Source organism: Eubacterium sp. AF17-7 (genome assembly GCF_003461285.1).
Lineage (GTDB): Bacteria > Bacillota > Clostridia > Lachnospirales > Lachnospiraceae > Eubacterium_U > Eubacterium_U album.
Window position 1 is genome coordinate 483,843 of the sequence record NZ_QTWU01000001.1, and the last position, 24,109, is coordinate 507,951.

The 24,109-nt window shown below is 32.8% G+C and carries 21 protein-coding genes and 1 pseudogene; 21 read left to right on the plus strand and 1 reads right to left on the minus strand.

What is annotated here, in order from left to right:
• Window positions 1–12 precede the first annotated feature (12 nt).
• From DWW96_RS02055 to DWW96_RS02145, 18 genes and pseudogenes are all read left to right on the plus strand, one after another.
• Window positions 13–2,088 carry a YgiQ family radical SAM protein gene (locus DWW96_RS02055; RefSeq protein ID WP_243002994.1) on the plus strand — a complete coding sequence of 692 codons (2,076 nt, stop codon included), beginning with the start codon at window positions 13–15 and terminating at the stop codon, window positions 2,086–2,088.
• Window positions 2,089–2,217: 129 nt separating this feature from the next.
• A complete protein-coding gene (locus DWW96_RS02060; protein ID WP_117908677.1) occupies window positions 2,218–4,164 on the plus strand; it encodes an oligopeptide transporter, OPT family in 1,947 nt (648 codons plus the stop codon).
• A gap of 85 nt (window positions 4,165–4,249) precedes the next feature.
• Complete coding sequence (locus DWW96_RS02065; protein ID WP_117908679.1) at window positions 4,250–4,591, plus strand: PqqD family protein; 342 nt, start codon at window positions 4,250–4,252, stop codon at window positions 4,589–4,591.
• The gene (locus DWW96_RS02070; RefSeq protein ID WP_117908681.1) at window positions 4,588–4,935 is read left to right on the plus strand and encodes a hypothetical protein; all 348 of its coding nucleotides are present in this window, start codon (window positions 4,588–4,590) and stop codon (window positions 4,933–4,935) included. The genes DWW96_RS02065 and DWW96_RS02070 overlap by 4 nt, the downstream gene beginning before the upstream one ends.
• Window positions 4,936–5,174: 239 nt before the next feature.
• Window positions 5,175–6,671 carry a hypothetical protein gene (locus DWW96_RS02075; protein ID WP_117908683.1) on the plus strand — a complete coding sequence of 499 codons (1,497 nt, stop codon included), beginning with the start codon at window positions 5,175–5,177 and terminating at the stop codon, window positions 6,669–6,671.
• Window positions 6,672–6,693: 22 nt separating this feature from the next.
• The gene (locus DWW96_RS02080; protein WP_117908685.1) at window positions 6,694–7,131 is read left to right on the plus strand and encodes a GatB/YqeY domain-containing protein; all 438 of its coding nucleotides are present in this window, start codon (window positions 6,694–6,696) and stop codon (window positions 7,129–7,131) included.
• Window positions 7,132–7,551: 420 nt separating this feature from the next.
• Window positions 7,552–8,532 carry a LacI family DNA-binding transcriptional regulator gene (locus DWW96_RS02090; RefSeq protein ID WP_158562625.1) on the plus strand — a complete coding sequence of 327 codons (981 nt, stop codon included), beginning with the start codon at window positions 7,552–7,554 and terminating at the stop codon, window positions 8,530–8,532.
• A gap of 287 nt (window positions 8,533–8,819) precedes the next feature.
• On the plus strand, window positions 8,820–9,470 hold the full coding sequence (locus tag DWW96_RS02095; protein WP_117908689.1) for a ribulose-phosphate 3-epimerase: 651 nt from the start codon (window positions 8,820–8,822) through the stop codon (window positions 9,468–9,470).
• A 125-nt stretch (window positions 9,471–9,595) separates the two neighbouring features.
• On the plus strand, window positions 9,596–10,486 hold the full coding sequence (alsK, locus tag DWW96_RS02100) for an allose kinase (protein ID WP_117908691.1): 891 nt from the start codon (window positions 9,596–9,598) through the stop codon (window positions 10,484–10,486).
• A 325-nt stretch (window positions 10,487–10,811) separates the two neighbouring features.
• On the plus strand, window positions 10,812–11,732 hold the full coding sequence (locus DWW96_RS02105) for a sugar phosphate isomerase/epimerase family protein (RefSeq protein ID WP_117908692.1): 921 nt from the start codon (window positions 10,812–10,814) through the stop codon (window positions 11,730–11,732).
• A 35-nt stretch (window positions 11,733–11,767) separates the two neighbouring features.
• Window positions 11,768–12,883: a substrate-binding domain-containing protein gene (locus DWW96_RS02110; RefSeq protein ID WP_117908694.1), complete on the plus strand. Its 1,116-nt coding sequence runs from the start codon at window positions 11,768–11,770 to the stop codon at window positions 12,881–12,883.
• Between the two features lie 83 nt (window positions 12,884–12,966).
• Window positions 12,967–14,463, plus strand: a complete 1,497-nt coding sequence (locus DWW96_RS02115) for a sugar ABC transporter ATP-binding protein (protein WP_117908696.1) — start codon at window positions 12,967–12,969, stop codon at window positions 14,461–14,463.
• 1 nt (window position 14,464) lies between these two features.
• Complete coding sequence (locus DWW96_RS02120; protein ID WP_117908698.1) at window positions 14,465–15,442, plus strand: ABC transporter permease; 978 nt, start codon at window positions 14,465–14,467, stop codon at window positions 15,440–15,442.
• A gap of 214 nt (window positions 15,443–15,656) precedes the next feature.
• A complete protein-coding gene (locus DWW96_RS02125; protein ID WP_117908700.1) occupies window positions 15,657–16,556 on the plus strand; it encodes a ribokinase in 900 nt (299 codons plus the stop codon).
• A gap of 156 nt (window positions 16,557–16,712) precedes the next feature.
• Window positions 16,713–17,453, plus strand: a complete 741-nt coding sequence (locus tag DWW96_RS02130; protein ID WP_022089716.1) for a DeoR/GlpR family DNA-binding transcription regulator — start codon at window positions 16,713–16,715, stop codon at window positions 17,451–17,453.
• Window positions 17,454–17,533: 80 nt separating this feature from the next.
• Window positions 17,534–17,986: a ribose 5-phosphate isomerase B gene (gene rpiB / locus DWW96_RS02135; protein WP_022089717.1), complete on the plus strand. Its 453-nt coding sequence runs from the start codon at window positions 17,534–17,536 to the stop codon at window positions 17,984–17,986.
• Window positions 17,987–18,004: 18 nt separating this feature from the next.
• Window positions 18,005–18,241 (plus strand): hypothetical protein, encoded by a 237-nt coding sequence (locus tag DWW96_RS02140; RefSeq protein WP_022089718.1) that lies wholly within the window; start codon window positions 18,005–18,007, stop codon window positions 18,239–18,241.
• 118 nt (window positions 18,242–18,359) lie between these two features.
• Window positions 18,360–19,992: pseudogene (locus DWW96_RS02145) on the plus strand (Na+/H+ antiporter NhaC family protein).
• 85 nt (window positions 19,993–20,077) lie between these two features.
• Here DWW96_RS02145 and DWW96_RS02150 read toward each other — a convergent pair.
• Complete coding sequence (locus DWW96_RS02150) at window positions 20,078–20,890, minus strand: polysaccharide deacetylase family protein (protein WP_243002995.1); 813 nt, start codon at window positions 20,888–20,890, stop codon at window positions 20,078–20,080.
• 139 nt (window positions 20,891–21,029) lie between these two features.
• Here DWW96_RS02150 and DWW96_RS02155 point away from each other — a divergent pair, with 139 nt between their 5' ends.
• From DWW96_RS02155 to DWW96_RS02160, 3 genes are all read left to right on the plus strand, one after another.
• On the plus strand, window positions 21,030–21,662 hold the full coding sequence (locus DWW96_RS02155) for a peptidoglycan recognition family protein (RefSeq protein ID WP_117908702.1): 633 nt from the start codon (window positions 21,030–21,032) through the stop codon (window positions 21,660–21,662).
• A 90-nt stretch (window positions 21,663–21,752) separates the two neighbouring features.
• Window positions 21,753–21,926: a M20 family metallopeptidase gene (locus tag DWW96_RS13815; protein ID WP_147339787.1), complete on the plus strand. Its 174-nt coding sequence runs from the start codon at window positions 21,753–21,755 to the stop codon at window positions 21,924–21,926.
• Window positions 21,927–22,069: 143 nt separating this feature from the next.
• A complete protein-coding gene (locus tag DWW96_RS02160) occupies window positions 22,070–23,845 on the plus strand; it encodes an Ig-like domain-containing protein (RefSeq protein WP_117908704.1) in 1,776 nt (591 codons plus the stop codon).
• The last annotated feature ends 264 nt before the right edge of the window (window positions 23,846–24,109 follow it).

A 24,109-nucleotide genomic window follows, 5' to 3' on the forward strand; every position in this document is an offset into this window, starting at 1 on the left:
AGGAATAAAAGTATGAGTTTTTTACCGGTATCAAAACAGGATATGATAGACAGAGGAATAGAGCAGTTAGACTTTATCTATGTAATAGGGGATGCGTATGTTGACCATCCTTCATTTGGACACGCAATAATAAGCAGAGTTTTAGAATCTCACGGATATACAGTTGGAATTATTTCACAACCGGACTGGAAAGATGATAATAGTATTAACATATTAGGAGAACCAAGATTGGGATTTTTAGTAATGGGCGGAAATATGGATTCTATGGTTAATCATTATTATGTATCTAAAAAGCATAGAACAATGGATGCATATACGCCGGGTGGTGAAATCGGAAAAAGACCGGACCATGCAACGGTAGTATATTGTAATCTTATACGTCACACATATAAAAATAAGCCAATTATAATAGGCGGAATTGAAGCATCTTTAAGAAGAATGGCTCATTATGATTATTGGAGTAATAGTTTTAAAAGATCAATTTTGTTAGATAGTCAGGCGAATCTTATATCATATGGAATGGGTGAAAAATCTATTGTTCAGATAGCTGATGCCTTAGATAGTGGCTTAGACGTAAATGACATTACTTTTATACCGGGAACAGTATATAAGACAAAGAATTTAGATTCAGTATATGAACCGATTATTCTTCCAACTTATGAAGATATGAAAAATGACAAATTAGAATATGCTAAGAGTTTTAAAATTCAGTCTGAGAATACTGACCCATTTAATGGTAAAACTTTAGTAGAGGAATATCCGAATGGAAATTTTGTAGTACAGAATCCACCACAGGAGCCTTTAACTCAGCAGGAAATGGATGATGTGTATGATTTGCCTTATATGAGAACTTATCATCCGATGTATGAAGGAATGGGTGGAATTCCGGCAATTCAGGAAATACAGTTTTCACTTATAAGTTGTAGAGGATGTTTTGGCGGATGTAGCTTTTGCGCACTTACATTTCATCAGGGAAGAATTATACAGACAAGAAGTCATGAATCAATTATAAATGAAGCACAAAAAATAATTGAGATGCCAAACTTTAAAGGATATATACATGATGTAGGAGGACCTACAGCAAATTTCAGACATCCTTCATGTAAAAAACAGTTAAAATGTGGCGTATGTAAAAATAAGCAGTGTCTTTTCCCGGAACCTTGTAAGAATTTAAATGTAGACCATAAAGATTATTTGTCGCTTCTTAGAAAATTAAGAAGTCTGCCAAAAGTAAAGAAAGTATTTGTACGTTCAGGAATAAGATTTGACTATCTTATTGCAGATAAGGATGATACGTTTTTTAAGGAATTGGTAGATTATCATATTAGCGGACAGTTAAAGGTTGCACCTGAGCATATTTCGGATAAAGTTTTACAGAAAATGGGTAAGCCAAAGAATGCTGTGTATGAAAAATTTATAGATAAATATAAGAAATTAAATAAAGCTGCAGGGAAAGATCAGTTCGTAGTTCCTTATCTTATGAGCTCTCATCCCGGTTCAGATATGAAAGAGGCAGTAAAACTTGCAGAATATTTAAGAGATATAAATTATAATCCACAACAGGTTCAGGATTTTTATCCAACACCGTCAACAATGTCAACAGTAATGTATTACACAGGAGTTGACCCTAGAACAATGGAACCGGTGTATGTGCCTAAAAATCCACATGAAAAAGCAATGCAAAGAGCATTAATGCAATATAGAAATCCTGCTAACTATGAATTGGTAAAGGAAGCGTTGCAAATAGCAGGCAGAGAAGATTTAATTGGATTTGGACCGGAATGTCTTATCAGACCAAGACAATTTTCTAAGGAAAAACAGATGTATGGTAAGAATGGTGCAAATAAAAATAAAAGACAAAATAGTGGAAAGAATGATAAGGGTACAAATAGCAGAAATTTAAGAAACAAAAAAGGTGAAAAACAAAATAATAACAGCTCAAATGGTAAAAATACTAATAGGGATAAAATAAAGAAATTAGATAAAAGTAATAAAAAATCATTACAAAACAGTAGAAAATCACCAAAAAAAATAAAAAACGCACTAAAAAGTAAAAAAAATGTAAATAAAAGTAATAAAAAACAATAAAAAAGGTGGCTTGTTTAATGAATTTTTAGTATACTATAGTTTCGAGTAATATATAAAAAGATGCATGATATTAGTATCATCATCTGATATTATAGCTTTGCTATAAAAAATAAGAACAGGAGATAAAACATGGAAAAAAAGAATGAGTTTAAACCATTTATTCCTGCAGACAAAATTGTGCCTGAATTTACAGTGACATCTGTTATTCTTGGTGTTATTTTAGCAGTAATCTTTGGTGGAGCAAATGCCTACTTAGGACTCAGAGTAGGTATGACAGTATCAGCTTCGATTCCTGCAGCCGTTATTTCAATGGGTGTTATAAGAGTTATCATGAGAAAAGACTCTATCCTTGAAAATAATATTGTTCAGACAATAGGTTCAGCAGGTGAATCGTTAGCAGCCGGAGCAATTTTTACTATTCCGGCAATTTTTATCTGGGCATCAGAAGAAGGAAGTGGAATAAGTGAACCATCATTTATTACAATAGCCCTAATAGCACTTTGCGGAGGTATACTCGGCGTGTTATTTATGGTTCCGCTTCGTACAGCCTTAATAGTTGAAGAACATGGAGTTCTCCCATATCCTGAAGGAACAGCTTGTGCAGAGGTTCTTTTAGCAGGAGAAGAAGGTGGAAGGAAGTCAAAAGTAGTATTTTCAGGACTTGGAATTGCAGCATTATACAAATTTGTAGCTGATGGGTTAAAATTATTCCCAAGTGAAGTTGATTTTTCAATGCAGGGAAGTTACACATGTGGCATAGGTATGGATGTACTCCCGGCTTTATCAGGTGTTGGTTATATCTGTGGTATAAAGATTTCAAGTTATATGTTTGCAGGTGGTGTATTATCATATCTTGCATTAATACCGGCTATAGCATATTTTGGTGGAGACGCAGCCTCAAAGGTTGTCGACGATGCCGGAAAAGCAATTGCATTTAATCAGTTAGCACCGGGACAGATTTGGAGTAATTACATCAGATATATCGGTGCAGGTGCAGTAGCAGCAGGTGGTTTAATAAGCTTAATTAAGTCATTACCTACAATGGTTAAAACATTTAGTCGTGCAGTTAAAGGATTTGGTAAAAAAGGTGAAGCAGGAGATAGAACTCAGAGAGACATTCCAATGTCAGCAGTTCTTGGCGGAATCGTTGTTATAGCAGTAGCTATATGGTTACTTCCTGAAATACCGGTATCATTTGTAGGAGCAATTATTATTGTTGTATTTGGTTTCTTCTTTGCAACAGTATCATCTAGAATGGTTGGTATCGTAGGAAGTAGTAACAATCCTGTATCAGGTATGGCAATCGCTACATTAATTGTTACAACAGCTATCTTAAAAGCAACAGGAAGTACTGGTGCAAGTGGTATGGTAGCAGCAATCTCAATTGGAACAGTTATTTGTATCATAGCAGCAATGGCAGGTGATACATCTCAGGATTTAAAAACTGGATATATCGTAGGAGCAACTCCTGCAAAACAGCAGATTGGTGAATTAATTGGTGCTGTAGTATCAGCAATTGCCATTGGTGGTGTTATGTATCTTTTAAATGCAGCATGGGGATTTGGCTCAGAACAGATTCCTGCTCCACAGGCTACTTTAATGAAAATGGTAGTAGAAGGAGTTATGGGGGGAACATTACCTTGGGTATTAATATTCATGGGTGTGTTTATCGCAATAGTTGTTGAAATTCTTGGAATTCCTGTATTAGCATTTTCAATTGGTTTATATTTGCCAATTCATTTAAGTGCACCTATTATGGTTGGTGGTGTGATTAAATGGCTTATGGAAAATAAGAGAAAATATGCAAATGACAAAGAAAGAAAAGATTCAGTTGACACAGGCGTATTATATGCAGCAGGTATGATTGCAGGTGAAGGTATAATAGGTATTCTTCTTGCAGTTTTAGCGGTTGTAGGATTGGACAGTGTAATTGATTTATCATCAGTATATGGAGATGCTTTCCAGTCAGCAGGTAACTGGGTTGGATTAGTAGCATTTGTATTATTACTTTCAACATTATTTATCTTCACAAGACCAAAAAATGCAGTTGAAGTTGATGCAAAATTAGATAAATAAATTAGAAGCAAATTTAGAACAATAAAGCAAGGCACTGCTACAGAAAATGTGGTAGTGCCTTAAATAGTTAATAATTGGAGCGGCTATGAAGAAAGAAAATTATATTGATAATATTCCTAAAATAAATAAAAAATGGGAAACATTAGAAGATGGAATAGTTGAAGTTACAATAGAAAATAAAGGATTTTATAATACGTTGGCTCAGAAGTTATTTAAAAAACCAAGATACAGTTTTATAAAATTAGATGAGTATGGAAGTTGTGTGTGGAAACAGATTGATGGTAAAAAAACAATATATGAAATTGGAAAAATATTAGAAAAAGAACATAAAAAAGCAGGAGTTCAGTTGTATGAAAGACTTGCTAAATATTTTAAAATTTTAGAAACAAATAAATATGTCGTATTTGTAAATGAGGAAGATAAATGAAATTAGTAACGGTAATTGTAGGAGTTTTATTGTTTGCACTGGCTACAATGATTATTTATGGTTGGGGAATAGTAAAACAGAAAAATGAGTCACAGGATTTAATGAATCTTTTATTTAGCAAAGGTGAAAGTAAAGTAAAAAAATATTTAAAAAATCATGATTACATTACAATAACAGATGTTGAAAAGTTAAGCGAAAATTTAGAAGCAAAACAGGTATTTTCACCTAATAAAATAGTCGTAAAAGATAAGAAAGATTATGCAAAACAGCTTATGAATTACATGGTAAAAACAGGTCAGGTTGAAATAGAAGGAAACAGATATAAAAAGGCAGGCAAACATTAAGACTTTGCAATTATCTTATAGTATGACGTTGAGGTCAAAAACTATTAACTTTGATGTCTGCGGATTGTTAAAAATGTTAATGAAAAGCAGTTGAATTTGTGAAAATGTTAATAATATTAAAAATATCTCGAAATACTTTAAATTGTATTTTGTAATAGCATATTTTATATGGTATACTAAAGTATAAAAGTAAAAATACACGAATTAAGTGCTATATATGTACAGAGGAGGGTGTATCAATGGGATACGAAGAGTTGCAGGTGCGATGGATGTATTCAAAATTACCTGAAACTAAAGCAGAAGTTTTGAAACCACTATTACCACCTGAAAGTATATTACTAAACGTTGTTCTACAAAGAGGACGTTGGGACGAGTATGGTATATTGATGACAATAGATGCGACCTGTAAGGGAACCGCAGGATATCATGCAGCTTCGTTTTTTAAAGATTTTATTGTTATAACTGATGCCGGCATGAATCAGGAAAGAACTTTTGGTACAGGAAAGGTAAGAGGAATTATTCCTTATATAACTATAGAGAGATATGAAATTGCAAGTAATCAGATAAGTGAAGATTATACTGAATACTTTCTTGTTTTTTATATGAAAGACAAGAGAGAAAAGTTTTCATTCAGATTATTTGAAAAGAGAAAATATGATGATAACTTTAATTATCCATGGGAATTTACACCAAAAATGAACGGACGTGATATTAATTTCTATGACAAGGTTATGAAAGAAGTAATGGCAGACCCAATAGATTATGAAAGCAGGGCACATCTACTTTTGAAAGTAATGGGAATGCGTGAAGAAGGATTTACAAGAAAGTTCTTCGAACAGGAAATGGGTAAGTCGGAAGAGGAATTTTGGAAATCAGTTATGAAATTCCTTCAGGCTGAAAAAGAGGCCGGAAATAAAGAATTTGGAAATATTTATGATGAATACTCTAAGATAAGGGATGAGTCACAGAATTCAATTATAGAATTTAACAGAAGTATTAAGGAAAATCATCTTAGAGTAAAGAATATTGAAGAAGAAATGAGCAGACTTCAGGCAGAAATTCAGAATCTTGGAAGATTTTCTAAGAATATGAAGAATGAGAAACTTAAGCAATTAAGTGTAGACATGCAGATGATGCCTGAAATTACAAGAGAAAACGATGAGTTAAAGAGACAGATTGCAGAACTTAATGATAAAATTTATTCTGTAAGAAAGACTAAGCTTATTCAGGTATTTGAAACATTAGCTGCTGACGATGGAAATGACAAGGTTATTAATTGTGTATCAAATCTTATAAAAGCAACAGGAAAGATTTCTATTGAAGATTTGATATTTATAATAGACATGCTTGATTGGAAACATTATCCGCCAACAGAAACTGAGGCAAGAGCAGAGCTTACACCGCTTATTGCACAGGGCAAAGCAGTATATGAAAATGGTATTGTATATGATAAGTCAAGCATTGATGAATCATTACTTGAAGAAATTGAAGCAAGAAAAGATGAAATAGCTCAGGAAACATTTGACAGTTGTAGAGATAAGATTTATGACACAATATGTGCGCAGGTTATTAAGAGCAGAGTTGTAAGACGTCAGGCAATGGAAGATATGCTTAACCGTGAAATGATGGGCTCAATAGAATGTTTATCTGAGAAGTTTAATCAGGAAATTATTGATATGCTTATCAATAATGGCGTAATGAAAGATATGAATAAAATTTTTGTTGCATTAAAATAGCAACTGGAAAGAAGGCATATAAATGGACATTAAAACATTACAAAAAGACATGATTGCAGCTATGAAGAACAAAGACAAACCAAGAAAAGAATCAATTTCAGCACTTATTCAGGCTGTAAAGAAAATGGCTATTGATGAAGGATGCCGAGATGACATTCCAACAGAAATGGTTGACAGAGTAATTTTAAAGGAAATGAAAACTGTAAAAGAGCAGATTGATTCATGTCCGGCAGACAGAACAGATTTAAAAGATGAATATCAGGCAAGATATGATGTGTTTAGTGAATATGCTCCACAGCTTATGTCAGCAGAAGAAGTAGAAGCAATTTTAAAAGAAAAATTCGCAGATGTTCTTGCTACAAAGAATAAAGGTATGATTATGAAAACAGTTATGCCTGAATTTAAAGGCAAGGCAGATGGTAAGGTGATTAACCAGACGGTAGCAAAGCTTTGCCAGTAGATTAAATCTTAAAATAAATATAAAAAAATAAAAGCATCACAAATATGACAATTGATTAGTCGGATTTGTGATGCTTTTATTTTTTATGGTGTTGAGTTATTGCTGTTCGGGATATCGAAGTTGTAAAAGGTCTCAATGCGCTTACCAAAAATCTGGAGACCTGCAAAAACGATAACGGCTACTAATATTAACAGTAGTCCATATTCAACAAGACCTTGTCCATCTTCATCAAAAATAAAGTCTAGAATATTATTCATGTTAAAACCCCTTTTCTATTGAAAACTTACCTAACTCTATAATATAATAACGTTCAATATTTTACAATAAATATAGTAAATAAAAATGTATTTATTGATGTTTTATGCTAAAATTAGTAGAATAATTTGTAAAAGTTAAATGATGTGTATGAGGAATGTTAATATGAATAACAATGTGTCAATAAAGGATATTGCAAAAATGGCAGGGGTATCAATTGCAACGGTATCGAGAGTAATTAATAAAAGTGGAAAAGTGGCAAAGGAAACGGAAGAAAAGATTCTTCAAATTATGAAAGAAAATAATTATGTTCCAAATTTGTTGGCAAAAGGAATGCGAACTAATAAGGTTACGACCATAGGTATTGTTATACCTGATATTTCAAATGAGTTTTTCAGCAAGATAGCAAAACAAATTCAGACGTTATTTTTTAATAAAGGTTATGCATCAATTATATGTAATACAAGTGAAGATGATAAAATAGAAAAGCAATGTATAGAAATGCTTCAGGCACAGCAGGTAGGAGGCATTATCCATATTGTTTCAGAAAAAGCAAATAAAGAAAACAAAATATTAATTCCTACAGTATATTTAGATAGAGAGCCCAAATTTAGTAATAAAAGAAAAGATATGGCGATAATAGAAAGTGATAACTTATCAGGTGGATATATAGCAACAGATGCAATGATAAAGAAAGGATGTAAAAATATAATTTGCTTAAGCCCTAAAGACGTTGTTTCTACTCATAAAAAAAGATGTCAGGGCTATGCATATGCAATGAATGAGAACGGATTAAATCTAAAGATTATAATTGTAGATAATGTGTCTTTAGAAGAAGGATATAATAAAACAAAAGAATATATAAAGAATAATAAAATAGATGGGATTTTTGCAACTACAGATATTATAGCAATAGGAGCTATAAAAGCTATAAAAGAAGCAGGATTTAAAATACCGGAAAATGTAAAAGTATTTGGATATGATGCAAGCAATATGTCGGAAGTGATAGAAACACCATTGTCAACAATTGTTCAGCCAATTGAAGAGATGACATTGGCAGCAGTAGAAATGTTGGAAAAAAATATGAATGGAGAGAAGATAAAAGAAAACAGATTGATACTTCCGGTGAAAATAAAAGAAAGATAAGTACAGGTTAGATATTATTTTTAATAAAAATATGGTAAAAAAGAACACGTTATAAATAAAAAATAGAATTAAAACGATTTTAATAAAAAAGGAGTTAATGTTTAGCTCCTTTTACTTGACAAGAAAAATGTAAACGTTTACACTAATGATAACATAAGAAAAAAATTTATACAAAAATGTAAACGCTTACATAAGATAAGAACTTAAAAATAAAAAAGTAATATGAAAAGCAATTCAAGAAAATATTTAAAGTTAATCGAATTGCATAGTACGGAAAGGAGATTAAAATGGAAAAGTTATTATGTCCATCAATGATGTGCGCAAATTATGGAAATTTAAGTGAAGAGGTAGAAAAGTTAGAGAAGGCAGGAGCAGATATATTTCATATAGATATAATGGATGGACAGTTTGTCCCTAATTTTGGAATGGGACTTCAGGATGTGGAGTTTATATGCAAAAAAGCAACGATACCTGTAGATGCCCATTTAATGATTGAAAATCCCGGAAGTTATATTGAAAAATTTGCAAAAATGGGAATAAAAATTATTTATATTCATCCAGAATCAGATGTTCATCCGACAAGAACATTACAGTCCATTATAGATGCAGGAGCGACACCAGGGATAGCAATAAATCCGGGAACGGCAGTAGCAACGATTAAGCCATTATTGCCATTTGTAAAATATGTAATGGTAATGAGTGTAAATCCGGGATTTGCAGGACAAAAATATATTAGCTCTGTTGATGAAAAAATTAAGGAATTAATTGAATTAAAAGAAAAATATGGATATGAAGTAATGTTAGATGGAGCATGTTCTCCGGAAAGAGTAGAAACATTATCTAAGATGGGTGTAAAAGGATTTATACTTGGAACATCAGCTTTATTTGGAAAGGGAAAACCATATAAAGAACTTTTAGATGGATTAAGAGCATTATAGAATATGCGAAATTTGCATGACATCATATAGATGAAAAGAAAACGTATTAAGTTTATTTGGCAAAATGACACAGATAATTGATTGCCTGGTAGAGTGGTTAATGTGTATTAATAGGAGAAAACAAAATGAGTGTAATAGGAATAGATATCGGAGGAACAAATATCCGAATAGGTCATGATTGTAATGGTAAACTCAAGGATTTTGTTAAAATATCCACTAAGGAAAATTTAAAAGAAGGAAAAATAGTAGAGTGTTTAGCTAATATAATAAAAAAATATATAGGTGAATATTGCAAGGATGAAGAGATACAGCAGATAGCAATAGGTATACCTGCAACTTTGAGTGCTGATCGAAAAGAAATTTTGCAGGTTCCCAATATAAAAGGAATGAATAACATAAGACTGGGAGAGGAATTGGAGAAAGTTCTTGGAATTAAAGTGGCACTGGAGAGAGATGTTCATATGCTTTATTTTTGGGATAAATATGAGCAAAAAATTGCAGATGATGGAATTGGAATAGGAATATATATTGGTACAGGAGTTGGAAATGCAATATTCATAAATGGTAAACCTCTTGCAGGAAAAGATGGAGCAGCGGGCGAATTGGGACATATACCAATGATTGGAGGAAAAGAACAGTGCGGATGTGGAAATCTTGGATGCTCTGAATGTTATGCTTCAGGATGGAAACTTGTACAAATTAAAGATAAATGTTTTCCTGAAACAACTATGAATGAATTATTTGTAAAACATAGCAATAGTCATATATTACGTGAGTATGTAGATGCCATAGCTTGTGTGGCTTGCAGTGAAATAAATATATTAAATCCGGATTCCATAATATTTGGTGGTGGTGTAATTAATATGAAAGGGTTCCCAAAAGAACTTTTGGAAGAAAGATTGTATGTTCATGCAAGAAAACCATATCCGGCAGAGAATCTGGATATTAAATATTCTGTAGATAAACCTGATAATGGAGTAAAGGGTGCAATAATTTTTGCAAAAACTTTAATATAATTTCAAAAATATTCAAATTGTTGAAAAGAGAAATTAGAAATATTCTAGTTTCTCTTTTTTTACTGTAAAATTAGTCTAAACTAACTTAAGAATATTTGGTAATAATTTCTAAAAAGAAAAAGGATGCTAAATTTAAATGAAAGAAAATGAAACGTTTTTAATTAGAAAAAATTGTGCATAATGCACATAATATCGAGCCAATAATTGTAATAATAGTTGAAAATGATGAAAGATATTGACAAAAAAAGGCAAAAGGCATACAATTATGACAAGAGATGAAAATAAATGAAAACAAATGACATAAAAATAAAGAAAGGATGAGCATATGAATTACGCAGGAAGATTTAATTCTTTTATTTTAAAAGGTCAAAATGTATTTGATGCAATTAAAGCGTATCATGAAATGGATGGAATTACTCATTTAGAGTTTAACTATCCGGAACATTTTGAAGGATATGATTTAGAAGAAATTAAAAAAGCAATGGGTGATTTAAAGGTAAACGGTTTAGCAGTTCGTTGGAGAAATGATTTTACAAACGGTGATTTAACTAATCCTGATCCAGAGCTTAGAGAAAGAGCAATAAGGTATTGCAAAGAGGCAACAGATATTTGTAGAGAACTTGGAGGAACCTACATTACATTATGGTTGGAAAACGATGGTTTTGATTATGCGTTTCAGGTTGATTACGAAGAAGCATGGAAACAGATGATAGATGCATTCAGAGAAATAGCAGACTATGGACCGGATATGAAGTACAGCATAGAATATAAACCGTTTGAACCGAGAAACTTCTCAATGGTTGACAGTACAGGAATGACATTACTTCTTATTAAAGAAATTGATAAACCAAATGTTGGATGTACATTAGATTTTTGCCATATGTTAATGAAGAGAGACTCCCCGGCATATGGACTTGCACTTGCAGCAAGTATGGGAAAACTTTACGGATTGCATATGAATGACGGATATTCACAGATGGACAGCGGAATGATATTTGGTTCAGTTAATATAGCTCATGCAGCAGAATTTATATATTACTTAAAGAAATATAATTATCAGGGAGTTGTATTCTTTGATACATTCCCAATAAGAGAAAATGCAAAACTTGAAACACAAGCAAATATTAATTCATTCGAAAAGATTTCTAAGATAGTAGATGAAATCGGAATGGACAGAATAGCCAAAGTAGTATCTAAACGTGACGGAGTTGAGGCACAACGCCTTGTTCTGGACATGTTAAAATAAGGAAAATTAAAGCATAAGAAAAGGAGAAAATGCAAATGAGAAAGAAAATTTTAGCAACAGCATTAGTTGCAACAATGGTATTTGGTTTAGTAGGATGCGGAAGTGGCTCAGGAGATAGCAGCCAGGCATCAAACAGTGGTTCAGGTTCTTCAGCAAAAACACAGACAGAAGAATTTAACCCGGACACAGTTGAAGATAGTATGACAATCGAAGAAATTCGTCAGAACTTAGGAGATGAAGTTAAGGTTAAAGGTGGACTTCAGTTAGGAGCTATCGCAAAATCATTCTCAAATGAATTTTGGCGTAACTTCAAGAATGGTTATGAAGCAGCAGAAAAATCACTTAAAGATGCAGGAGTTGATGTTAAAATCAAAGTAGACGGAACAACAGATGAAAGTGATGAAATCGGACAGCAGACAATGACAGATAACTTAGTTAACCAGGGATATAACGCATTAATGTTAAGCCCAATTTCAGATTCAAACTTAACATCATCAGTTGACAATGCTAAGACAAAGAAGATTCCTACAATCAACGTAAATGACGGTTTAATTTCAGCAGCAGATTATTTCGTAGGACCTGATGCTTACCAGAATGGTGAATTGGCAGCTGAATGGGTTTCAAAACAGCTTGGTGACAAAGGCGAAGTTGCTATCGTAGTAGGTATGGCAAAGGCATTTGCAGCTCGTGAAAGAACAGCAGGATTCAAAGGATGGATTAAGGACAATAACTCAGGACTTAAAGTAGTAGCAGAACAGAATGCTGACTGGGATAGACAGAAAGCAAAAGAATTAGCAAGCACATGGATTCAGCAGAACCCTGACTTAAAGGCAATCTTCTGTAACAACGATGATATGGCTTTAGGTGTTGTTGAAGCAGTAGAAGAAGCAAAAGCAGACATCTTAGTAGTAGGTGTTGACGGTATCGGCGAAGCTTATGATTCAATTAGAGAAGGCAAGTTAGATGCAACAGTTGACTCATTTGGATACTATATGTCACAGGTTGCTACAGAAGTAACATTACGTGTATTAGCAGGACAGGATATTCCAAGAGTAACACATACACCACAGGCTCTTATTGATTCAACAAACGTAGACAAAGACGCAGCTGAAATCATTGGATGGACAGATGCTAAATATGTAACTGAATAGTAAAAAATAAAAAGGAACAGTTAGGTTTAGATAATGGGAGAAAGTGAGAACTTTCTCCCATCTATAAAGAAGGAGGAACTATTATGGCGAAGGCTGTTGAATTTGTTAATATTAACAAACGCTTTCCAGGAGTACACGTCCTTAAAGATATATCTTTTTCAGTAGAAGAAGGAGAAGTTCACGCACTATTAGGTGAAAATGGAGCAGGAAAATCAACTCTGCTTAATATTCTTCATGGTGTTTATCCGGAATATGAAGGTGAAGTAAGACTTCATGGAGAAAAAGTAAGCTTTAAAGACACAAATGATGCTATTGTAAATGGCAAAATATCTAAAGTTCATCAGGAAACACTTGTAGTAAAGGATCTTACAGTTGGTCAAAATGTAACAATGGGTTATGAACCTAAAAAAGGAATTTTTATAGATTTCAAAAAAATGAATAAAGAAGTAGATGAAATATTGGCAGAATTAAATTGTAACTTCAAATCATCTGATTTAGTTAGTACATTGACAGCAGGTGAAATGCAGATGTTAGCAATAGCAAGAGCGTTGTATCATCATTCAACGATTATTTCTCTTGATGAGCCAACAGCATCTATTACATTAAAAGAAACAGAAGCCCTTTTCGATGTAGTTAGAAAATTGAAAAAACAGGGTGTTACAATTCTTTATGTAAGCCATAGACTGGAAGAAATTTTCCAGATTTGCGACAGGGCTTCCATTCTTAGAGATGGTGAATACATTCAGACAATGGATATTGCAAACACAACAAGAGATGAACTTATACATGCAATGGTTGGTAGAAATGTATCAGCAGTTGCATCAAGACTTAAACCAAGTCCAAAAACTGATGAAGTTGTATTGAGTGTAGAACATTTAACAAATGAAAATTATAACGATGTTAGTTTTGAACTCCATAAAGGTGAAATTCTTGGTTTCTTTGGCCTGGTAGGTGCAGGAAGAACAGAAGTAATGAGAACCATTATAGGAGCGGATCAAAAAACATCCGGAAAGATTATCCTTAAAGGAAAAGAAGTAAAGAATGGCTGGAATACTACAAAAGCGTTGAAGGCCGGAATAGGATTATTACCTGAAGATAGAAAAACACAAGGATTTATGAATCTTTCTAACAACTATGAAAATATAGCAATTTCAAGTTTGGAAAAATATATGAAAGGTCCGTTTACGGATGAAAAGAAGAAAATAAAAAATGCAGAACGCTTTTTTGAAGAAATGGATGTACATCCAAGAAGAGTTGATTATCTGACAAGTAACATGTCAGGTGGAAATCAGCAGAAAGTAATTTTAGCAAGATGGATGGCTACAGATGTAGATATAATCATATTTGATGAACCTACAAAAGGTGTAGACGTAGGTGCTAAAGCAGAAATTTACAGATTGATGGAAGAACTTGTTGAAGAAGGTAAGAGTATAATCGTAGTTTCTTCAGAGTTACCGGAAGCAATGGGTATTAGCGACAGAATCATCGTAATGAGTGAAGGAAAAGTAACAGCTGAACTTACAAGTAAGGTTGATTTTGTAGAAGATTCAATTCTTGATTTGGCAATTGGAGGTAATTAGAATGAAAGGTATATGGAATAAATATAAACGTGAATTTGTAGTGTTAATAGCTACACTTGCAATGTGTGTAGTATTCACAGTGTTAAATAAAAATTTCTTAAATTACAGTAACTTTTTAACAGTTTTGCAACAGATGGTATTAAATGGTATACTTGCCGTAGGTATGATGTTTACAATCATTACCGGAGGTATCGATCTTTCAGTAGGATGTACATACGCAATCACAGGTATTGTAGTAGCTTCATGTACAGTTAACTATGGAATGAATCCATTTTTAGCTATTTTAGTAGGTATATTAATTGGAGCAGTTCTTGGAGCATTCAATGGTTTCCTTATTAATCAGTTAAAACTTCAGCCTTTCATTGCTACATTAGGTACAATGAGTTTATACAGAGGTATTGCTTACGTAGTAACAGGTGGTGTTCCTGTAACTAATGTTCCAACATCATACAGAGACATTTTCAATGGAATCGTGTTTGGTGGTGTAAGAAACTACATCATCGTAATGGTAGTAGTATTCGTAATAGCTCACATTCTTTTATCAAAAATGAGAAGCGGAGATTACTTATATGCAGTAGGTGGAAATGAAGAAGCAGCTAAATTATCAGGTGTTAACGTAATTAAAACAAAGTATATCGCTTACATTTTCTGCGGAATATGTGCAGCAATAGCAGGTATGATTATGTTAGCAAGTTTAGGTTCAGCAGAAGCTACAGCAGGTCAGGCTTATGAAACAAATGCCATCGCAGCAGCAGCTATCGGTGGAACAAGAATGGCAGGTGGTAAAGGTACAGCACTTGGAACATTCATTGGAGCATTAATGCTTGCAGTATTAAAAGTAGGTATGGTAGTTATCAACGTTGACTCTTTCTGGCAGTTCGTTGTAACTGGTATTATAATCATTGTAGCTTCATACTTTGAATTTATTCAGCAGGATATTAAAGGATTTGTTGCACGTCATAAAAAAGCTGCAAACTAAATAATGGCATTATATTATGAACATTATAAGAAACTAAAATAAATATTTGATTTAAGAGGTGCAGGAATATTAATTTAAATATTTATGCACCTCTTGTTGTATAATTACATAATGTAAGTGTCAAAAGAATAAATGGCGATTGTGTTTGTGAAAATAAGAAACTTGTGTTGACACTTAGCAATGTGAACGGAAAAATGTCAAAGGAGAAACATAAATGAAAGATAAGATTACAGTTATTGGTAGCCTGAACTATGATATTATTTTAAAAATATCAAGATTGCCATATAAAGGAGAAACATTACCGGCAAATGAAGCTGCATATAGTGCGGGTGGAAAAGGCGCAAATCAGGCAGTTCAGGCAGCAAAGCTCCATACACCGACATATATGGTTGGTTGTGTTGGAACAGATGCAGCAGCAGATTTCCTTGTAAGTACAGCAAAGCAGTATGGAGTAAATACAGATTATATTAGAAAAGTTCCGGGAAGCAGCGGAATGGGAATTATAAACGCAATTGATGACGGTAGTGTATTTGCTTGCATAGTAAGAGGCGCGAATTATGAAATCACAAAACAGGATATCGACCATGCAATGCCTGCATTAAAGGAATCGAAAGTATGTATTTTGCAAAATGAAATTCCTGTAGAAATGATTGAATATGCAATTGATAAAGCTAAGGAAGCCGGATGTATTGTAGTTTTAAATGCGGCTCCGGCGATAGAACTCAAAGATGAATATTTGGCGAAAACAGATATATTAGTTGTTAATGAAGTAGAAGCAGCTTTTTATTGCAAGACAGAAATTGATTCTCTTGATAAAGCAAAAGAAGAAATAAAGAAAACTGCTGAAAAATATGGAAACAATGTAATCTTTACATTAGGTAAGGATGGAGCGGTTGTATACGAAGATGGTAAAATAGAAGTAATTCCGGCAATGAAAGTAGATGCGGTAGAAACTACAGGTGCCGGAGATTCATATATTGGAGCAGTAAGTCATTCGATAGTTGAAGGAAAAGGATTAATAGAAGCTTGTAAATTTGCAACAAAGTGCAGCGCAATAACTGTATGCAGATATGGCGCACAGCCTTCAATGCCAACTTTAGAAGAAGTTGAATAGAAATGACAAAAAATGACAAAAAATGATTGAAAAGTTTTCCGCAAAAGTATAAACTATAAATAGGTATAATTTATCTAATAAAACCAAGAAGGAATAGGATATAGAAAGTATAAACTATAACTGTTTATTTATACTTTTCAATGTTAGGAGGCAGATATGATTCCATATGAAAGAAGGTTACAAATATTAGATTTACTGGAAAAAAGCGAAGTCGTATCTTTGGATGAGTTCTGCAAATCTTTAGGGGGCGTATCGGAGTCTACCGTTAGAAGAGATTTGAAGACTATGGAAAAAGAAGGAGAGATAACTTTACTCAGAGGTGGTGGTGCCTGTTTAAAGAGAGGAAGTTATGAAGTACCTGTAATTTCTAAATTTAGTAAAAATGTCGAAGAAAAAGAACGTATTGCAAAGTATGCGGCTGATTTAGTTAAAGACGGTGAATCAATTTATATTGATTCAGGAAGCACAGCTTTAATGATGATAAAATATTTGAGAGAAAAAAATATTACTGTTGTAACAACAAATGCAATGATTTATCAGGAGTTGCAGACCAATAATATTAAATGTATTGTTGCAGGAGGAGAGATTAATATAACAACTGCATCAATAATAGGAATTACAACAAATAATTTCCTTAAAAAATATTATTTTGATAAAGCATTTATTGGAATGTCCGGTTTCTCAGAAGGGGCAGGATTCAACACACCTGATTTACTTGAAGCTGAAAAGAAGCGTATAGTACATCATAATTCAACAAAATCATACGTTCTTGCAGACAGCACGAAATCAGGCAAAAATACATTATGCAAAGTTATGGAATTAGAGGAAGCAACAATAATTTGTGATAAGAAAACAAGTGTTGTTGAAGCAGGCAATAATTACATAATAGCAGAATAAACATAGTATTAAATTTGTTGCAAAAATTTTCACAAAAATAAAACATGTGAATACAAAAATAAATATTAGAGGTGTGAACTATGAAGATAGGAATTGGAAATGATCATGTTGCAGTAGACATGAAAAATGAAATTAAAGAATATCTTGAAAGCAAAGGATATGAAGTTGTAAACTTTGGAACAGATTCTAAGGAAAGATGCAATTATCCTGTTTATGGTGAGGCAGTAGCAAATGCTGTTGTAAGTGGAGAAGTAGACTGTGGTGTTTTAATTTGTGGAACAGGCGTAGGAATTTCACTTGCAGCTAATAAAGTTAATGGAATAAGAGCATGTGTATGTAGCGAACCATATAGTGCAAAATTATCGAAGCAGCATAATAATTCTAATATCATAGCATTTGGCGCAAGAGTAATTGGTGTTGAAACAGCCAAGATGATAGTAGATGAGTGGTTAAATGCTGAATATGAAGGCGGACGTCATCAGGTTAGAATTGATATGATTAAGGAAATTGAAGAAAAGCAAAAACAAAAATAAAAAAGGAGATAGAAAGCTATGAAGGTAAAAAATATTTCAAATCCCGAAGAATTTTTAAAGGTTATTGACAGTTGTGAAGGCAAAGTAGAATTAATTACAGATGATGGAGACAGATTAAATTTAAAATCAAAATTATGCCAGTTAGTTTCATTATCAACAATTTTTTCGTCAGCAGCAAAAATACCTGAAATGGAAATTATTGCCCATGAATTGGAAGATTCTAAAAAGATAATGGATTATCTTATGCGTGGATAAATAAAAAAGTAACTTAATATTTAAAGGAATAGTAATAAAGCCGATGCGAAAGCATCGGCTTTATGTTATAATGTGCGATATGGGTAATGAAATAAAAAAAGACAAGGAGAAGAGTTTTATGAAACGAAGAAACAAAGGTTTAATGTTGCTTGTTACATTGCTGTTGATAACATTATTTTCAACAACGGTATTTGCAGCAGATGAAGCAGAGTATGTTCCTAAATTATTTGGGACATTTTGGGCGTTGATACCGCCACTTGTGGCAATTGTACTTGCATTGATTACAAAGGAAGTTTATAGTTCATTGTTTATCGGAATTGTAATTGGTGGAGTACTATATGCGGGTGGTTCATTTGAAAAAAACACTTACACATGTACTTAGTGATGGAATAGTTGGTTCACTTTCAGATTCTTATAATGTTGGTATTTTAGTATTCTTAGTTGTTCTTGGAACAATAGTTGCATTGATGAATAAGGCAGGAGGATCAGCAGCGTTTGGAGAATGGGCTTCTAAGCACATTAAGACAAGAGTAGGAGCACAGCTTGCAACTATAGCACTTGGTTGTTTGATTTTTGTAGATGACTATTTTAACTGTCTTACAGTAGGTAGTGTTATGAGACCTGTAACAGACAGACATAATGTATCAAGAGCTAAGCTTGCATATTTAATAGATGCTACGGCAGCTCCCGTATGTATTATTGCACCGATTTCTTCATGGGCAGCAGCAGTTACAGGATTTGTAAAAGGTGAGGACGGATTTGTAGTATTTATAAAATCAATACCATATAACTATTATGCTTTATTGACGATTGTTATGATGATTACAATTGTTGTAATGAAAGTAGATTTTGGCTCAATGGCAAAGCATGAAGCAAATGCAGCTAAAGGAGATTTGTTTACAACAGGTAAAAAAATATATGAAGAAATTGATAATGAAGGAAAAGAGAAAAAAGGTAAAGTATGTGACCTTGTAGTTCCTGTAATTACACTTATTATATGCTGTATTATTGGCATGATTTATACGGGAGGATTTTTCTCAGGTACAGATTTTGTGACAGCATTTTCAAATAGTGATGCATCAGTTGGTTTAGCATTAGGTAGTATATTTGCACTTGTTATTACATTAGTATTTTATGTTGTACGAAGAATATTACCGTTTAATGAGTGTATGGATTGCCTTCCGGAAGGATTTAAGGCAATGGTTCCTGCAATTCTTATTTTAACATTTGCATGGACATTAAAGAACATGACAAGTAGTTTAGGAGCAGCAGAATTTGTTGAAGTAATAATGAAGAATAGTGCTGAAGGTTTTGCAATATTCCTTCCTGCGGTTATATTTGTAGTAGGATGTGGACTTGCATTTGCAACAGGTACATCATGGGGAACATTTGGTATCCTAATTCCTATTGTTGTACAGGCATTCCAGAAAACTGATCCTGCAATGATGATTATTGCCATATCTGCATGTATGGCAGGAGCTGTTTGCGGAGACCATTGTTCTCCAATTTCAGATACAACAATTATGTCATCGGCAGGAGCACAATGCGAACATACAAATCATGTATCTACACAGATTCCATATGCAGTAACAGTTGCTGTAGTTTCATTTATAACATACATAATTTCAGGAGCATTGCAGAAAGCAGCAGGAATTGGATGGGCTGCACTTCCTATCGGAATTATTCTTATGATTGGAACTATTGTAGGAATTAAAGTTTTAGGCTCGGGAAAAGAAGTAGTTAATGATTAGTATTATTAAGCTAGATTTCTTAATTGTAAATATATTTAACGTTAATATATAAAACAGAGGAGTATCCGTAGAGGGTACTCCTATTTTATTGGGAAGAAGCCGGTTGCTCATTTTTTATTTGTTTTCCCTCTGAATCTATATGATAATTATCAGTATAAATAAGCTGTGAAACAGGCACAATCTCATATCCTTTTTCTTTTAAACCTTCAATTACTTTAGGAAGAGCCTGAATAGTATATTTTGCACTATTATGCATTAAAATGATGGCGCCGGGTTTTAAAGACTTATTATTAAGAACTTCATTTACAATTGCATCAACACCATAGTTTTTCCAATCTAGAGAATCTACAGACCATTGTATTGTAAAATAACCACATTCTTTTGCTTTAACAATAACATGATTATCATAATCGCCGTAAGGAGGTCTAAACAAATTCATTTGATAGGAAGTAAGATTTTTAACGTTTTCGGTAACAGTATTAAGTTCATTGCATATTTCTTCGTTTGACAGAGAACTCATATTCTTATGATTTGCACTATGATTGCCTAAATCATGCCCTTGCTCGTAAATCGCTTTTACGTCATTAGGGTATTGCTTAACCCAGCCACCTGTCATAAAGAAAGAGGCTTTAATATTATTTTCTTTTAAAATATCTAATATTTTTTGTGTATCATCATTTCCCCAGGCAGCATCAAAACTAATGGAAACCTGAGGTTTAGCAGTATCTACACAATAAATTGGAAGTTCTTTTGCAGTAGATGAAACAGGGAGAGAATCAAATGTATCTTTATAGGAAAAACCCTGAAAATAATATGTAACACCAATTGCTAATGCGATAAAGAAAAGCCAGGAAATACTCCTTTTTGTCATACTAAGATATTCAGAATTATTTGACATTGTAACCTCCTATGTTTTATTGTACAGTTTATGAAAAATACGGGATGGATATGATTACAAATTTATAAATTATAGAGTATAATAAGCCGTGGAAAATATATGAAATTTTATTTAATTAAGAAACATAGGATGGCATAAAATGAGATACATGAGAAAATCAAAACGTAGAAAAGAAAGAATTAAAAAAATCGGAATATTATTAATAGTTGCATTAGTGGCTATGGTTGCATGGAAGGCAAGTGAAATTTATTATGGCAAAATAAATTTGAGTAAGTTGGAAAACATGGAAAGACCGGAGTGGATAGATGACCAGATTATAGATGTGGATGGAGCATCAAGAAGTGGAGAAAAACTTGACAGCGTTAAAGATATAGTTATTCACTATGTCGGAAATCCGGGAAGTACGGCACAGCAAAACCATGATTTTTATGCTGGAAATCAGTCAAATGTAAGTTCTCATTTTGTGGTTGGATTAGATGGCGAAGTAATTCAATGTATTCCGTTAGATGAAATGTCAGCAGCAAGTAATTGGCGAAACAATGACACTATATCGATAGAGGTATGTCATCCGGACAAATCAGGAAAATTTAATAAAAAGACTTATAAATCTTTGGTAAAACTTACTGCATGGCTCGAAATGGCATGTGGGTTAAATGAAGACCATGTAATTAGACATTATGATATAACAGGAAAAGAATGCCCAAGATACTATGTTAAACATGAAGATGCGTGGAAAAAATTTAAAAAAGATGTAAAGAAATACAGAAAATAATCTGAAAAAACCATAAGAAAATACTCACGTGAAAATAACAAAAAAGAAAATGTTATACGAATATAATCACTGAAAAGAAGCGAAGCGGATTTGGCATGTCAGGAAGAAAAAATAAAAGAAAATTTGCCTAAAGTGGCTATTATATGTGAATATGATGCAATGCCTGAAATTGGACATGGTTGTGGGCATTCGGCAAGTTGTGCAGCAGGAATTATATGTGCACTTGCAATTAAAGAAGAACATAGTGAGTATAGAAACCGATAATTGGGATTTTTTTATCCTAAATAAAAAAGGCAAAACTGGGGCAAATTCTTAATTTTACTAATTTGCCCTTTAAGAAATAAAAAAATGTATTATAATATGTTAGGTGTGTAAAGCACAAAAATATATGAGTAAGGAAGAAAATCATGGGAAATCAAGTAAAAAAAATGGGAAAAGCATTAATGCTTGTTCTTGCAATGTTAGTATGTTTTAACATTGGTGTTATGGCGCAGGAAATAGAGGCAACAATGGCACCGGAAAATGTAAAAGAAGCAGAAACGACAAAGGTAGCAGGAGAAACAGAAACAACAAAACATACAGGTGAAGTTGAAACAACAACTAAAGCAAATGAGACAGAAACAACAAAGCCTTCAGGAGAGACAGAAACAACAACCCCTAGTGAAAACAATAATGGAACAAATACAACGCAGCCAAATGTAAGAATTTTATTTGTTGGTAATAGTTCAACTTATTATAATGATATGCCACAGATGGTAAAAGGACTTGCACAGGCTGATGGAGTGAATGTAACAATTCAGGCACTTACAGCAGCAAATTACAAACTTTATCAGTTCGCTGATGAAAAGGACACATATGGTTCTCAGCTTATAAGTGCATTAAAAAATTATAAGTGGGATTATGTAATCCTTCAGGATCACAGAGAAATGATTATCACAGATATTGCAAAAACTCAGACAGCAATCGAAACATTGAAACCATTAATTCAGAGTTCAGGTGCAAAGATGCTTCTTTATGATACACAAGCTGATTATATTGGAAGAAGTTTTACTGCAACAGGATATAGTTACTATTTATCACATAATGAAATACAACATTATATGATAAAGGGTTATTATATGATGGGAAATAAGTATGGTGCACAGGTTATTTCATCAGGAGTTAATTTTGAAAGATGCTTAAAACAGTTCCCTGATATAAAATTATACAATGCGGATAACATACATCCTACACCTACAGGAAGTTATTTGGCAGCGTGTACAATTTATGGAACAATATTTAATACAACTGCATTAGAAAATAAGTATTTACCTGAAAGTGAATACGATTCTAATGGACTTCTTAAGAAAGTTACTAAAGAAGCTGCTTTAAAAATGCAGGCTATAGCAGACCCAAGACTGACAATTGATACTTCATATGTAGAGGTAAATAAAGGATTTAATTCAAAAGTAACAGCAACATTGATTGCAAATGAAAAGAATGAAATTTTGAAAGATTATAAAAATGAAATTCAGTATTCAAGTTCAAACGATACAGCTATTTCAGTAAACAAATATACCGGAAGTTACAATGCAATTGGCGTTGGAGATTCAATGATAATGGCAACAACAGACAGTGGATTGATTACAATGTGTACAATAAGTGTAAAGCAGCCTTCGACATCATTTGCAATTAACGAAACAGGAATAGCCAAATTATATAAGGGCGATACTATTCAGTACACAACAAAGATAGCACCAAGTGATACAACAGATACAGTTAAATGGACAAGTAATAACACATCTGTAGCAACTGTAAGTGATACAGGTCTTGTTACAGCAAAGAAAGTAGGAACTGCAAAAATAACAGCAATTACAACAAGTGGTATTAAGGCAGTACGTTACATAAGAGTAAAACTTATTAAACCTAAAAATGTAAAAGTTAAGAAGCTTTCAACAAAAGCAAAAGGAATAAGATATGCAAATATAAGAATTACATGGAATAAGAATACTAATGCAGTTAAGTATTATGTATATCGTTCATCAGGTTCAGGATACAAAAAAATTGCTACAACTAAAAAGCCAAAATATATAGATAAAAATAAGAAAAAGGGTGTTAAATACTATTATAAAGTAAGAGCAGTTTATTCAAACTCTAAATGCAATAGTTATTTGTCAGATACAAAATCAATTTCTTTGAAATAATAGAGAAATTGATTAGAACTTAAAAAGATTAATCTATTAGAAATGACTGACAAAGCAGAATAAATTATGACAAAAGTTTTAAATAAAAATAGAGTTGACATTTTACGACTATTTAAATATAATTACACAAGAAATTAATAGTCCGTGAGGGAGTAGTTCGCGTGAAAGCGTGATTTGTCAACAATCCCGATAGCATAAGCTATCTGGCAAATATTAAAGAATGAGACTTATGGTTTTGAAGATACTAATAATTATTAGTATCTT

Bases quoted from the DNA above. Each gene is read 5' to 3' on its own strand.
- DWW96_RS02155 (WP_117908702.1), top strand. From the start codon at position 21,030: ATGAGATACATGAGAAAATCAAAACGTAGAAAAGAAAGAATTAAAAAA.
- DWW96_RS02160 (WP_117908704.1), top strand. From the start codon at position 22,070: ATGGGAAATCAAGTAAAAAAAATGGGAAAAGCATTAATGCTTGTTCTT.
- DWW96_RS02130 (WP_022089716.1), top strand. From the start codon at position 16,713: ATGATTCCATATGAAAGAAGGTTACAAATATTAGATTTACTGGAAAAA.
- DWW96_RS02125 (WP_117908700.1), top strand. From the start codon at position 15,657: ATGAAAGATAAGATTACAGTTATTGGTAGCCTGAACTATGATATTATT.
- DWW96_RS02080 (WP_117908685.1), top strand. From the start codon at position 6,694: ATGGACATTAAAACATTACAAAAAGACATGATTGCAGCTATGAAGAAC.
- DWW96_RS02120 (WP_117908698.1), top strand. From the start codon at position 14,465: ATGAAAGGTATATGGAATAAATATAAACGTGAATTTGTAGTGTTAATA.
- DWW96_RS02110 (WP_117908694.1), top strand. From the start codon at position 11,768: ATGAGAAAGAAAATTTTAGCAACAGCATTAGTTGCAACAATGGTATTT.
- DWW96_RS02070 (WP_117908681.1), top strand. From the start codon at position 4,588: ATGAAATTAGTAACGGTAATTGTAGGAGTTTTATTGTTTGCACTGGCT.
- DWW96_RS02065 (WP_117908679.1), top strand. From the start codon at position 4,250: ATGAAGAAAGAAAATTATATTGATAATATTCCTAAAATAAATAAAAAA.
- DWW96_RS02095 (WP_117908689.1), top strand. From the start codon at position 8,820: ATGGAAAAGTTATTATGTCCATCAATGATGTGCGCAAATTATGGAAAT.
- DWW96_RS02075 (WP_117908683.1), top strand. From the start codon at position 5,175: ATGGGATACGAAGAGTTGCAGGTGCGATGGATGTATTCAAAATTACCT.
- alsK (WP_117908691.1), top strand. From the start codon at position 9,596: ATGAGTGTAATAGGAATAGATATCGGAGGAACAAATATCCGAATAGGT.
- DWW96_RS02115 (WP_117908696.1), top strand. From the start codon at position 12,967: ATGGCGAAGGCTGTTGAATTTGTTAATATTAACAAACGCTTTCCAGGA.
- DWW96_RS02055 (WP_243002994.1), top strand. From the start codon at position 13: ATGAGTTTTTTACCGGTATCAAAACAGGATATGATAGACAGAGGAATA.
- DWW96_RS02105 (WP_117908692.1), top strand. From the start codon at position 10,812: ATGAATTACGCAGGAAGATTTAATTCTTTTATTTTAAAAGGTCAAAAT.
- DWW96_RS02060 (WP_117908677.1), top strand. From the start codon at position 2,218: ATGGAAAAAAAGAATGAGTTTAAACCATTTATTCCTGCAGACAAAATT.
- DWW96_RS02150 (WP_243002995.1), bottom strand. From the start codon at position 20,890: ATGTCAAATAATTCTGAATATCTTAGTATGACAAAAAGGAGTATTTCC.
- DWW96_RS02090 (WP_158562625.1), top strand. From the start codon at position 7,552: ATGAATAACAATGTGTCAATAAAGGATATTGCAAAAATGGCAGGGGTA.
- rpiB (WP_022089717.1), top strand. From the start codon at position 17,534: ATGAAGATAGGAATTGGAAATGATCATGTTGCAGTAGACATGAAAAAT.
- DWW96_RS02140 (WP_022089718.1), top strand. From the start codon at position 18,005: ATGAAGGTAAAAAATATTTCAAATCCCGAAGAATTTTTAAAGGTTATT.